This is a genomic window from Streptomyces aureus, assembly GCF_001418135.1.
GTDB lineage: Bacteria > Actinomycetota > Actinomycetes > Streptomycetales > Streptomycetaceae > Streptomyces > Streptomyces aureus_A.
Genome location: NZ_LIPQ01000223.1, coordinates 293 through 11,064 on the forward strand (window position 1 = coordinate 293; position 10,772 = coordinate 11,064).

13 protein-coding genes and 2 pseudogenes are annotated in these 10,772 nt (G+C 72.3%); 7 read left to right on the plus strand and 8 right to left on the minus strand.

Annotation, left to right across the window (positions count from 1 at the left end):
- Positions 1 to 1,476: asparagine synthase (glutamine-hydrolyzing) (gene asnB / locus AOK00_RS19260; RefSeq protein ID WP_216822254.1), on the minus strand; the 1,476-nt coding region annotated here is incomplete at its 3' end.
- Between the two features lie 146 nt (positions 1,477 to 1,622).
- On the opposite strand from asnB, the gene AOK00_RS19265 reads away from it, so the two are divergent.
- The 4 genes from AOK00_RS19265 (at position 1,623) to AOK00_RS19280 (ending at position 4,209) form a co-directional block, all read left to right on the plus strand.
- Positions 1,623 to 2,366 carry a PIG-L deacetylase family protein gene (locus tag AOK00_RS19265; RefSeq protein ID WP_254047417.1) on the plus strand — a complete coding sequence of 248 codons (744 nt, stop codon included), beginning with the start codon at positions 1,623 to 1,625 and terminating at the stop codon, positions 2,364 to 2,366.
- A 173-nt stretch (positions 2,367 to 2,539) separates the two neighbouring features.
- Complete coding sequence (locus tag AOK00_RS19270) at positions 2,540 to 3,547, plus strand: hypothetical protein (protein WP_055601544.1); 1,008 nt, start codon at positions 2,540 to 2,542, stop codon at positions 3,545 to 3,547.
- A gap of 45 nt (positions 3,548 to 3,592) precedes the next feature.
- The gene (locus AOK00_RS19275; protein WP_159041800.1) at positions 3,593 to 3,892 is read left to right on the plus strand and encodes a hypothetical protein; all 300 of its coding nucleotides are present in this window, start codon (positions 3,593 to 3,595) and stop codon (positions 3,890 to 3,892) included.
- Positions 3,889 to 4,209, plus strand: coding sequence for a hypothetical protein (locus AOK00_RS19280; protein ID WP_055601546.1), 321 nt, complete (start codon positions 3,889 to 3,891; stop codon positions 4,207 to 4,209). The genes AOK00_RS19275 and AOK00_RS19280 overlap by 4 nt, the downstream gene beginning before the upstream one ends.
- On the opposite strand, the gene AOK00_RS41190 is transcribed toward AOK00_RS19280, so the two are convergent.
- Positions 4,181 to 4,315, minus strand: a complete 135-nt coding sequence (locus tag AOK00_RS41190) for a hypothetical protein (protein ID WP_301554215.1) — start codon at positions 4,313 to 4,315, stop codon at positions 4,181 to 4,183. The two genes, AOK00_RS19280 and AOK00_RS41190, sit on opposite strands and share 29 nt — an antisense overlap.
- A 104-nt stretch (positions 4,316 to 4,419) precedes the next feature.
- Between AOK00_RS41190 and AOK00_RS19285 the strand changes: the two genes are divergently transcribed.
- Positions 4,420 to 5,103: a TetR/AcrR family transcriptional regulator gene (locus AOK00_RS19285; RefSeq protein ID WP_055601547.1), complete on the plus strand. Its 684-nt coding sequence runs from the start codon at positions 4,420 to 4,422 to the stop codon at positions 5,101 to 5,103.
- Between the two features lie 42 nt (positions 5,104 to 5,145).
- Here AOK00_RS19285 and AOK00_RS19290 read toward each other — a convergent pair whose 3' ends face one another.
- Together AOK00_RS19290 and AOK00_RS19295 are read right to left on the minus strand one after the other, a co-directional pair.
- Positions 5,146 to 5,775, minus strand: a complete 630-nt coding sequence (locus AOK00_RS19290) for a LysE family transporter (protein WP_055601548.1) — start codon at positions 5,773 to 5,775, stop codon at positions 5,146 to 5,148.
- A complete protein-coding gene (locus AOK00_RS19295; protein ID WP_055601549.1) occupies positions 5,772 to 6,107 on the minus strand; it encodes a DUF2087 domain-containing protein in 336 nt (111 codons plus the stop codon). The genes AOK00_RS19290 and AOK00_RS19295 overlap by 4 nt, the downstream gene beginning before the upstream one ends.
- A gap of 197 nt (positions 6,108 to 6,304) precedes the next feature.
- On the opposite strand from AOK00_RS19295, the gene AOK00_RS19300 reads away from it, so the two are divergent.
- A complete protein-coding gene (locus tag AOK00_RS19300) occupies positions 6,305 to 7,834 on the plus strand; it encodes a hypothetical protein (RefSeq protein WP_159041801.1) in 1,530 nt (509 codons plus the stop codon).
- Between the two features lie 68 nt (positions 7,835 to 7,902).
- Here AOK00_RS19300 and AOK00_RS19305 read toward each other — a convergent pair whose 3' ends face one another.
- Positions 7,903 to 8,181, minus strand: a complete 279-nt coding sequence (locus AOK00_RS19305) for a hypothetical protein (protein ID WP_055601551.1) — start codon at positions 8,179 to 8,181, stop codon at positions 7,903 to 7,905.
- Positions 8,182 to 8,303: 122 nt separating this feature from the next.
- Positions 8,304 to 9,062, minus strand: a complete 759-nt coding sequence (locus AOK00_RS19310; RefSeq protein ID WP_055601552.1) for a DeoR/GlpR family DNA-binding transcription regulator — start codon at positions 9,060 to 9,062, stop codon at positions 8,304 to 8,306.
- Positions 9,063 to 9,111: 49 nt separating this feature from the next.
- Between AOK00_RS19310 and AOK00_RS19315 the strand changes: the two genes are divergently transcribed.
- Positions 9,112 to 9,810, plus strand: a complete 699-nt coding sequence (locus tag AOK00_RS19315) for an NUDIX domain-containing protein (protein ID WP_055601553.1) — start codon at positions 9,112 to 9,114, stop codon at positions 9,808 to 9,810.
- Positions 9,811 to 9,818: 8 nt separating this feature from the next.
- On the opposite strand, the pseudogene AOK00_RS19320 reads toward AOK00_RS19315, so the two are convergent.
- Both AOK00_RS19320 and AOK00_RS40450 read right to left on the minus strand, forming a co-directional pair.
- Positions 9,819 to 10,445, minus strand: a pseudogene (locus AOK00_RS19320) (serine hydrolase domain-containing protein); the annotation flags it as partial.
- A 2-nt stretch (positions 10,446 to 10,447) separates the two neighbouring features.
- Positions 10,448 to 10,698: pseudogene (locus AOK00_RS40450) on the minus strand (serine hydrolase domain-containing protein); the annotation flags it as partial.
- Positions 10,699 to 10,772 lie beyond the last annotated feature (74 nt).

Consider the following 10,772-nt stretch of genomic DNA (forward strand, 5'->3'; position numbering starts at 1 on the left):
CGCACGCGCGTGCGTCACCACCGCCGGCTGGCAGAACGGCATCCGCGCCTCGACCGCCCACGCCATCGACAGATGGTCCACGCGCCGCAGGTGGTACGCGGGCAGCCGCCAGCGCGTCTCGAAGGCCGTCATCGCGGTGAGCCGGTCCTCGCCGACCGCCTCCGCCGAGCGCAGCTCCTGCTCGATGCGGTCCGCCGCCGAACCCTGATCGGCGATGTGGGCGCGGTAGTTGGCGGTGTACAGGTGCTCGCGGAGGAGCCGTGGCGCCGCCGACAGCGCGTCCGCGTACGTTCCCGCCCAGTCCGTGCCCGCCGGTGCCGCGAGCGCCGCGCGCATCCGGTCGTACCCGCCGAAGAGTTCGTCGGCGCCGTCGCCGGTCAGCGCGACGGTGAAGCCGTTCTCGCGGACGGCGCGGAACAGGGCGTACGTGGAGAGGGTGATGGGGTCGGTGTTGGGCTGGCCGAGGTGGCGGACGGTCCGGGTGAGCAGGGAACCGATCTCGTCGGGGTCGACGGCGACCTCGTGGTGCACGGTCCGGGCCCGGCGCGCGACGGAACGGGCGTACGCCGCCTCGGAGCCGGGCCATCGTCCCCGGTAGGTGAGGTGGAAGGTGTGGAGCGGCGGCGCGTCGGTCTCGCGGGCGTGTTCGGCTGCGAGCGCGGTGACGAGCCCGGAGTCGAGACCGCCGCTGGTGATGGCGCAGACGGGGACCTCGGCCTCGGCGAGCCGTCTCACCTCGTGCCGCAGGACGTCCTGGGTGTCGCCGACGGGCGTGATCCGGTGCGGCCCCCGGCGGCGTACGACGGGTGCGGCGCCGGGTCGTACGAAGGCGGTGGCCCCGGGGGGCAGGACGCTGACGCCGTCGAGCGCGGTGTGCGTGGAGAACGACGTACGGGTGGCGAGGACCGTGTCGAGGGAGTCCTCGCGCGGGGAGATGCGTACTCCTTCGAAGGCGAGGAGCGCGGGGATCTCGGAGGCGAACCGGGTGGATCCGTCGTACGGGTCGTGGTGGAGGTGGATCGGCTTCATGCCCATGTCGTCCACGGCGAGGACGAGTTGGGTGCTGCCCGGGCGGAGGTCGAGGACCGCGACGGCGAACATGCCGTCGAGGTGCTCGGCGAACGAGGGCCCGTACTCGGCGTAGAGCGCGGGCAGGAGCGTGCCGTCGCAGCGGTCGGGGAACCGGTGGCCGCGGGCGGCGAGGGTGCGGCGCAGCTCGGCGTGGTTGTAGATCTCGCCGTTGAGGACGGCGAGGACGCCGGGGAGGTGCGGCAGCCGGTAGGGCTGCTGCCCGCCGCAGGGGTCGGTGACGGCGAGCCGGTCGCAGCCGAGGGACCAGCCGGGTCCGGTGAGCACGGCGTGCTCGTCGGGTCCGCCGTGGCGCTGGCGGGCCGACACGGCGGCGAGTTGCGCCGGGTCGGGGCGGTCGGCGTGGGCCGCCGCTCCGGCGGCGAAGGAGCCGAGAATCCTGCACACAGCGGTCACCCTCCAAGCACATCACTCACCCGTACAACCCAATGATTTGAATCTACCAACTTTTTGAATGGCGCGTAAGTGCCATGTCCTGTTCACGCCACGGCTTGGCCTTGCGACGCCCTCGCCGCCCCCAACAGGCTGACCCCATGAGGGACATGGAGGACTACGACCACACCGCTCGCACCGCGCCCGAGTCACTGCTCGTCGTGGCCGCGCACCCCGACGACATCGAGTTCTGTGTCAGCGGCACCGTCATGCAGTGGATCGAACGCGGCACCCGCGTCACCTACTGCATCGTCACGGACGGCGGTGCCGGAGGTTACGACGACAGGCTCCCCCGCCAGGCGATGGCGGATCTGCGCCGCGCCGAACAGGTCCACTCCGCCAAGCTCAGCGGCGTCGCGGACGTCCGCTTCCTCGGCTACCCCGACAGCTTCGTGGAGGCCTCCGTGGAACTCCGCCGCGATCTGTGCCGGGTGATTCGGGAGGTACGGCCGCAGCGCGCCATCATCCCCTCCCCCGAGATCAACTGGGCGCGGGTCGCCGACCTCCACCCCGACCACCGCGCCGTCGGCGACGCCTGCCTCCGCGCGGTCTACCCCGAGGCCCGCAACCCGTTCGCCCACCCCTCCCTGCTGAAGGAGGAGGGCCTGGAGCCGTGGACCGTCCACGAACTGTGGCTGATGACGGGCCCCACCCCCAACCAGTACGTGGACGTCACCCCGGTCTTCGACCGCAAGGTCGAGGCACTGCGCATCCACACCTCCCAGACGGCCCACTTCGACGACCTCGCGGGCCTCCTGCGCACCTGGCTCGGCGAACACGCGACGGCGGGCGGACTGCCGGCGGGGCGGATGGCGGAGGCGTTCCAGATCGTGCACATCGACTGAGCGCGGGGCCGACGCGGGTCGGGGCGGGGCGCGTCGGTGCGACGCGGGTCGGTGCGGGGCGTCGCGGGCCGGTAGCGGTCAGCCTTGTGACCTTCCGGGGGGCGTGAGACCGTGAGCGCCACACGTGGGGGCGTGTGCGACCAACACGCGCGCGACGAGGGGAAGTTGGCGGCATGGGGATCGAGCTCGACGGCGCAACCCGGCTTGTGGTCCAGAGGTACGGCCTGTCCTGGCCGGAGGTCGACGAGGACGGATACGCCCTCCTGACGGCCAACCTGGACTCGTTCGCCGCGCTCGTCGAAGAGGACACCGCGGTCGCCGGCCGACACATGGAGCGCCTGCTCCCCTCCGGGAAGGGCGAAGCGATCAACGCGCTGGCGGAGCACTGGGACCGGGTCAAGAGGGACGACATGACGCCCCTCGGCGCCTCGGCCAGGGCGCTGGCGCTCAGGGTGAAGGACCTGCCGACCACCATCGCCGCCCTCAAGTTGTCCGTCGTGCACACGGCCGGCGCGCTCGCCGCGGAAGAGGCCGGGGCCGGCCTCGCAGGGGGCGTCGGCCCGGCAGTCCCGGCCACGGTCGCGCGTGCCAACGCGGAGACGGCTCGGCGGGCCAACGCCGAATACCGGTCGGACGTCCAGAGCATCTGGAAGTCGCTCCAGTCCGTGCTCACGGACCCTGCCGTGATCGCCCTGGAGAAGATCCCGAACGATCTCGCGGGCACCTCTGGGAACGGTGGGGGCGGCTCCGGCGGGTCTCCGTGGAAGGACGTCTTCGACGGAGCGGGGGGCGGGGCCGAGAAGGGGATCGGCGGCGGCATCGGTGCCGGTGCCGCCGGCGGCGCGGCTCACGGCCGCGCGATCGGCAGCGTCCTGAAGGTGGACCACGAGGAACACCAGCTCGCGGCCCGCAGGATCGCCGAGGTCGGCGGCGAGGTCCGCGGCGACACCAGCGCCAAGCTGAACGCGGCCGTCGGAGATCACGACGCCGTCAAGAGCAGCGGCTCCCTCGGCGCCGACCTGGCCGAGGCCGTCGACCTGGTCCTCGACCGGCTCAGCGCGGCCACCACCGCCGTCGGCAACCATCTGAGCGGTGCGCTGCCCGACGCGATCCTGCTGGTGTCGAGCAGTCAGCAGGACACGGACGACGGCAACGCGCAGCGCATGGCCCAGCTGGACTGAGGAGGGAAGCGGTTCCTCCGCGTGAGCGGCGGGTACGTGGCGCGCATGTCAAAGGGCCGGCGTTGGTTCTTCCTTGCCGTCTTCGTCGTCTGGACGGTCCTCGCGCTCCAGTGGACGAACGTCGGCTGCGACTACCCGGAGGCGTACCTCGCCGTCGTGCGCTTCGGGACCCCGGAGGGCCTGGAATTCCTGCCGGCCTGCGCGGGTCAGCGCTGCTCGAACGGGCACGCGCAGCCCAGCGCGCACCGAGGACGCGCACAGCGCACGCGCACGGCACACGCAGCGCGCGCGGCGCACGCATCCCCCGCGCAGACTCCCCGGAACGACCCTACGATCGGGGTATGACCTCTCGCCGCCGTTCGTCGCTGTCGCTCTGGTCGCGGGACTCGTTCCTGTCCGTCGCCTCGGTCGGATCGACGCTCTCGATCGGCTCGGTCGGGTCGTTCCTGTCCGTCGGCTCCGTCGGGTCGGCGATGTCGGCCGGCTCCGTGGGCTCCTGGGCGAGCGTCGGCTCGCTGCTCTCGGCCCAGTCGTGCTGGTCCGTGCTGTCCTGGCGCTCGCGCCGGGGCGTGCTCGCGGCGGGCGCGGTGCTCGCGGTCGCGGGAGCCGTGGCGGCGTCGGCCTCGATGCCGCTCAGGCCGTCGCGTCGATCTTGTCCTTGAGCGCGGTCAGCAGCCCCTGCACGAGTCCGATCGTCGCCTCGTCGACGAGGTTGCCGTCGGCGTCGAAGCGGTCGTTCGACTGGAAGACGTGCACCTCGGGCTTCACGACGACATCGGCGTCGACGCAGACGAAGATCCGCCAACGGGCTTACAGACCAAACCGTTCAGTTCATACACTGGCGTTCCCGCCACCACACCTGAGGAACACCCATGGGAGCCGGAGCCGAGATCCAGGACGACGCGACCGACGAGTACGGCATCCCGATCATCCCGGACCCCGCCGACGCCGCCTCGCGCAAGCGTCGGGCGATCATCGACGCCGCCCTCGCCGAGTTCCTCGCCGAGGGCTACTCCGCGGCCTCGATGGACGCGATCACCCGCGGCTCGGGCGTCTCCAAGGCGACGATCTACAAGCACTTCGGCAGCAAGGAGCGGCTGTTCCTCGCCGTCATCGGCGGCGTGCTCCCGAAGACGTACGCGGATCTGGAGCCCTCCGACTCCACCCTCGCCGACGCCCCCGACCTGCGCGCCGCCCTCCTCCGGCTCACCACCGACCGGGCCCGCATCCTGCTGCGCCCCGACATCATGTCGCTGCGCCGCCTGGTGATCGGCGAGATGGACCGCTTCCCGCAGCTCGGGCAGCTCTGGTACCGGGTCAGCTACGACATGAACAACGGCCCGCTCGTCGAGGCCTTCACCGAGCTCCACGCCCGCGGCACCCTCGACGCGCCCGATCCGGTGCTCGCCGTGCAGCAGTTGGTCGCGGCCACCGTGGGGGTGCCGCAGCTCGTCCGGACCTTCTCGCCCGACGCAGAGATCAGCGACGAGGAGCTGACGCGGGTGATCGGTTCGGGAGTGGATCTGTTCCTGGCCCGGTACGCCGTCCGTCCCTGACGCGCGTACCGTCGGCCGCGCTTCGACCCCGCCTGCGCTCGCTCAGGAGCGCGCCACGAGCCGTACCGCCAGGACGACGATCAGCGTGCTCGACGCGAGCACCGTGGTCAGCCGGCCCCGCGCCCCCGTCAGGGTCCGGCCGAGCAGCGTCCCGCCCAGGGCGAGGAGCAGCTGCCAGCTCGCCGAGGCGACCAGGGCCGCGAGGACGAAGGCCGTCCGGTCGGGGAGGGTCGCCGGCGCCGAGGGGCCTGTCGCGAGGACGAGCGCGGCGAAGTAGATCACCGTCATCGGGTTGAGGACCGTGATCCCCAGGAAGGTGACGTACGCGCGGGCCGGGCCGAGGGCCGTCCCGTCGTCCCGGGAGGCGAGCCCGCCCGTCCGGTACGTGGCGAGGGCCACGTACGCCGCACGTACCGCGAGCACCACGAGCACCACGGCCGAGGCCCACCGCAGCGGGGTCGTCACGGGAGTCAGCAGCGGAACGAGCGCGGAGCCGCCCGCCACCGCGAGCAGGGCGTACAAGCCGTCCGCCGTGGCGACCCCGAGCGCCGCGCCCGCACCCGTGCGCCAGCCGGTGCGGGCCGTGACGGCCACCAGGTACGCCCCGACCGCGCCGACCGGGATCGCGATGCCGTAGCCGGCGAGCAGGCCGGCCACCACCGCGGCGGTCACGCGACGGCGGGGATCGCGCCTCCGGGGGAGCCGGGCTGCTGCTGTCGGCGGTACGCCGAGCCGTCCTTGGTCCGGGCGAGGAAGCCGCCGATCACGAGATAGCGGCGCAGGGCGGAGAAGTCCTCGTGGACGGTGAGCAGCGCCTGGTTGACCTCGGGCTCGCGGTAGTCACGGTCGGGGGCGAAGAGGCTCTCGGTGAGGTGCGCGAGGAGGGCCTCACGGCGGGCCGGCCTGCGCGGGATCGCCTTGAGGCGCCCGTCGGCGGAGAACAGGTCCGCGACCGGGCGGGGCGGACGGGCCGCTTCGGAAGGGCGGGAAGGATGACTGGTCATGGCCGAGAAGCCTGGCGGCCACCGGTCCGCCCCCGCAAAGGGTTTTCGGCGCCCACGGCGACGGACCCCCGGCCGGGCCGGGGCCGGGTGCAGCGCAGGCGACGTGACAGATGCCCCGGCCGACCGTTGATCGCAGCCGTGGCGGTGTCGTAGCGTCCGTCGTTTGTCCTTTCACAGCCCTTGATGGGGGTAGGCAGATGAGACAGACAGCGCGCCGCTTGGCGGTGCTGTGTTCCGCTCTGTTCGCGGTGATCGCCATGACGCCCGTGCAGGCCCAAGCGGTGGAAGTCCGCCCGGTCCCCGTCACCGCGAGCGAGAAGTACGCGCTCAAGTCCGTCGGCGCCGGCGGCCTTTACGTGTCGGTGGAGGTCGACACCACCGGCACCGGGCAGGCCATGCTGCGCGCCCGCAAGGCCGCGGCCACGCTCGACGACCTGGGTTCCTGGGAGAAGTTCACGCTGCACACCGACGACAAGGGGTGGAGCACCACCCTGCGCTCGGAGGGCAACGGCAACTACGTCACGACCGAACGCGGCTACACCGGCACCCACCAGAATCTGCTCCGGGCCCGCGGCACCACGGTCGGCGACTGGGAGAAGCTCCAGCTGGAGAAGCAGACGGACGGCACCTACGCCCTGAAGGCCGCCACGAACGACGGCTACAAGTACGTGACCGCCGAGGTGCAGGATCCCGGGAACGACGCGGGGCTGCTGCGCGCACGGGGGGACGCGGTCGGCTCCTGGCAGAAGTTCCAGCTCGTCCGCCTGGGCGAGGAGAACGCCAGCGACGCGGGGGGCCGCCCCGCCCCCGCCTCCCCCGCTCCGGCGGCCGACTTCCGCGTGATGTCGTGGAACGTCTGCGCGAACCACAACTCCGCCTGCGACAACCACCGGGTGGAAGGCCCCTCCCTGGGCACCCAGATCACCGACCGGATGGGCACCACGGCGGAGGCCCAGCAGTACCGTGCCGTCTTCCTCCAGGAGATGTGCGAGTCGCACGCCAAGGCCATCGAGACCCGGCTGGAGGCGAAGACGGGGACCGGATGGGACGTACGCTTCGCCCCCATCGACTTCACCGTCGACAAGTCCTCGGTGAAGGCCGCCAGGACCTGTGACAACGCCGGTTCGGCGGCATCCGGCTGGAAGGACCGCGGCTCCTACGGCATCGGCCTCGCCGTGCCGGACTCCAACGTCTGGTACCACTCGTACGACCTGCCGTCGCCGCAGAACAGGACCATCGACGGCGCGTGGGTGCGCATGGAGCAGCGGACCGCGATCTGCGCCGTTCTCCCGGCCCAGGCCCTGCAGTTCTGCACGGCCCACTTCAGCGCCGGCCTGAAGGAGGACGACCTGGACGGCACGAAGCGCCGGGAGCAGGCCGTGGAGCTGCAGAGGATCGTCCACTCGTACACCATGCCCGGCTACCGGACCGTCTACGGCGGCGACCTCAACGCCACCCCGCCGGACTCCGAGTCGCCGGACGCCCCCAAGGACGTCACGGCATCGGCCTACGCGGCGGACAAGGAGTGCGACGAGGGGCTCTGGAGCGCGCGGCCGCGTGACGGCCGGGCCACGAAGCCGCTCATCAAGGCCAACCCCGAGGAGAACCGCTACATCAAGATCGACTACTTGTTCGGCCCGTCCTCCGGGACGGTCGTCTCGTGCGACGTGCCGACCGACCCGGGCCGGTCGGACCACTACCCGGTCAAGGCGCACTACCGCTTCTGAGCGGCACGCCCGTCCGTCCCGGCCCCGGTGCCCCCGCGGGCGCTCCGGGCCCGGGACGGCCCACCGGCTCACTTCACGATGACGTTCACGGCCTCCTGCACCGTGGGCAGGATCGTACGGACGCCATCCCGGTCGAAGATCGGCCGGGCCTTCTCCATGAAGGCGAGGAAGGAGTCCTCGGAGTCCCAGAAGTCCACGACCCGCCACCCCCCGCTGCCGTCGGGCCCGGCGGCGTGCGCGAGGAACCCCTCGGGCGGAAACCAGTCGGTGGCCGCGAGGAGCCGGGAGGTCTCCTCGTACTGCTCCTGCGTGCCGCCGGGGATCTCGACGGTGACGATGACAGCCATGCCGCTGCTCCTGTACGTGGGGATGGGGGCGCGGGTGCGGGGAATCCCGTCCAGCACACCAGCGGGCAGGACCCCCCGCACCGCAGCGCACCCCGAACGGGCGACGGCGCCCGTCCGGGGCGTCAGCCGGCGGGGAGGATCTCGACCCCCCGCGTCGTGAGCCGCTCGATCACCGGCTGGTGGGGGTCCGCGTCGGTGATCAGTCCGCTGATCCCGTCCCACGGCAGGACACGGAAGCGCGAGGCGGTGCCGATCTTCTCGGAGGACGCGAGGACGTACGTGTCCGCGGCCCGCGCCGACAGGGCGCGCTTCATCGCGGCCTCTTCGGCGTCGCCGGTGGTCAGTCCGGCGTCCGGGTGGACTCCGGTGACGCCGAGGAGGCAGAGGTCGGCGGAGACGTTCTGCGCGGCCTCGACGGCGGCGGCGCCGCAGGCGACCGCGGAGTGCTTGTAGAGGCGGCCGCCGATGAGGAAGACCTCCACCCGCGGGTGTTCGACGAGGGCGGCGGCGATCGTCGGACTGTGGGTGATCACGGTGCACGCCAGGTCCTGCGGGAGGGCGTGGACGACGGCCAGGGCGGTGGTGCCGCCGTCGAGGATCACCGTGCCGCCCGGGCGCACGAGACCGGCGGCCACCGCGGCGACCTTCAGCTTGCCGTCCGGGGCGACGGACCGACGGGACCGGTAGTCCGCCACGGCCGGCGAAACGGGCAGCGCCCCGCCGTACACCCGCTGGCACAGCCCCTCGCCCGCGAGATCGCGGAGGTCGCGCCGCACGCTGTCCTCGGAGATCCCCAGTTCGGCGGCGACGTCCTTGGCGACGATCTTGCCTTCGCGGGCGAGCAGTTCCAGCAGGTGGTCCCGTCGTTCGGCAGCCAGCATCCGTATTCTCTCCTGTTCTTGCACGTTTCTGCATGTATCGTAGCGCGCCATGGACGACCAGCGGACGCACGACCCACTCACACCCCCGCCCCTGCCCGGCGTCGACGTCCCCGATCACCGGGGCAGAACCGGGCTCGACCTCGCCGGACGCGGCCTCGACCGGAACCCCGGTGTCGTGATCCGCGACGTCGAACTCACCTCCCGCGGCTGGCACGTCCTGCGGCGGACCACCTTCGACTACCGCCGCCGGGACGGGCGTTGGGTCACCGAGCAGCGCGAGACGTACGACCGGGGGAACGGCGCCGTCGTCCTGCCGTACGACACCGGCCGCCGCACCGTCCTGCTCACCCGGCAGTTCCGCTACCCGGCCTACGTCAACGACCATCCCGACGGGATGCTCGTCGAGGCCGCGGCCGGCCTCCTCGACGCCGACGACCCGCCGACCGCGGTCCGCCGCGAGAGCGCCGAGGAGCTGGGCGTCACCCTCGGCCCCCTCACCCATGTCCTCGACGCGTACATGAGCCCCGGGTCCGTCACCGAGCGCCTCCACTTCTTCGCCGCCCCCTACACCCCGGCCGACCGCACCGGGAGCGGCGGCGGCGTCGAAGAGGACGGCGAGGACATCGAGGTCCTCGAACTGCCCTTCTCCGAGGCCCTCGCGATGACCCGCGACGGCCGGATCGCCGACGGCAAGACCATCCTGCTGCTGCAGTGGGCGGCGCTGGACGGCCCGTTCGCCACCGCCTGATTCATCCGTCAGTCGACGAGCGCCGCGCCGACCACCTGCTGGATGTGCCGGAGCGGACTGGCGGCCCCGGTCGAGTTCAGCGAGTACGTGACCCGGTGCCGGAGGTCCTTGGTGGCGAAGAACCCGTTGTCCCAGCCCGGCCGGGACCCCGTCTTGCCCCAGACCTCCTGTCCGCCGAGCCGGTGGCTCATGAGACCGCCGACGCTGAAGCAGGCGGGCCCGCCGAAGCAGTTCGTGTTGCCGGCGGCGCTCTTCACCCGCGGCACGTCGAAGACCAGCTCCTGCTGGGCGGGCGGGAGCAGACGGCCCCGGAACAGGGCGGTGAAGAACCGCTCCAGGTCGGCGGCGTCGGAGATCATGCCGCCCTCCGCCCACGGGTAGGGGCTCTGCTCCGTGACGTCGTGACCCTTGACGTACACCGTCGCGTGGGGCGAGGGGATGCTCACGTCGTCGGCGGCGGGCAGGCGGGTGTGGCGGAGGTGGAGGGGCCGGATGATCCGCCGCTCCAGCTCGTCGGCGAAGGAACGGCCGGTGACCTTCTCGACGAGCAGGCCGAGGACGAGCGAGTTGAGCCCGTTGTACTGCTGCTCGGAGCCGGGCCCGGGCGGCGGCTGGTTCGCGGCCGCCGCCGCCGCNNCCACTCGTGTGGTCGAGGAGCTGGCGGACGGTGACCCGGTCGTACGCCTCGGGGAGCAGCTCGGGGACGTACCGCCGCGCGGGGGCGTCGAGTGCGATCCGGCGCTCGGCGACGAGTTGGAGCACGACGGTGTTGGTGAACGTCTTGGTGACACTGCCGATCCGGAAGTGCGCGTCGGCGGTGACCGGGCCGACGGCGGCCCCCGTTCCGTCCCGTCTGACGAGCGCAGCCGCGACGACGGGGTCGGGCATGCGGCGCAGGACGTCCTGGAGAGCGGGGTTCAGGGCGGCCGGGCCCTTCGGCGCCGCCACCGGGACGCTGGTGG

What these genes read in the sequence shown, in the direction of transcription:
- AOK00_RS19295 (WP_055601549.1), bottom strand. Translation starts at nt 6,107, where the DNA reads ATGACCAGTCATCCTTCCCGCCCTTCCGAAGCGGCCCGTCCGCCCCGC.
- AOK00_RS19280 (WP_055601546.1), top strand. Translation starts at nt 3,889, where the DNA reads ATGACCTCTCGCCGCCGTTCGTCGCTGTCGCTCTGGTCGCGGGACTCG.
- AOK00_RS19310 (WP_055601552.1), bottom strand. Translation starts at nt 9,062, where the DNA reads ATGCTGGCTGCCGAACGACGGGACCACCTGCTGGAACTGCTCGCCCGC.
- AOK00_RS19270 (WP_055601544.1), top strand. Translation starts at nt 2,540, where the DNA reads ATGGGGATCGAGCTCGACGGCGCAACCCGGCTTGTGGTCCAGAGGTAC.
- AOK00_RS19285 (WP_055601547.1), top strand. Translation starts at nt 4,420, where the DNA reads ATGGGAGCCGGAGCCGAGATCCAGGACGACGCGACCGACGAGTACGGC.
- AOK00_RS19315 (WP_055601553.1), top strand. Translation starts at nt 9,112, where the DNA reads ATGGACGACCAGCGGACGCACGACCCACTCACACCCCCGCCCCTGCCC.
- AOK00_RS19305 (WP_055601551.1), bottom strand. Translation starts at nt 8,181, where the DNA reads ATGGCTGTCATCGTCACCGTCGAGATCCCCGGCGGCACGCAGGAGCAG.
- AOK00_RS19275 (WP_159041800.1), top strand. Translation starts at nt 3,593, where the DNA reads ATGTCAAAGGGCCGGCGTTGGTTCTTCCTTGCCGTCTTCGTCGTCTGG.
- AOK00_RS19300 (WP_159041801.1), top strand. Translation starts at nt 6,305, where the DNA reads ATGAGACAGACAGCGCGCCGCTTGGCGGTGCTGTGTTCCGCTCTGTTC.
- AOK00_RS19265 (WP_254047417.1), top strand. Translation starts at nt 1,623, where the DNA reads ATGAGGGACATGGAGGACTACGACCACACCGCTCGCACCGCGCCCGAG.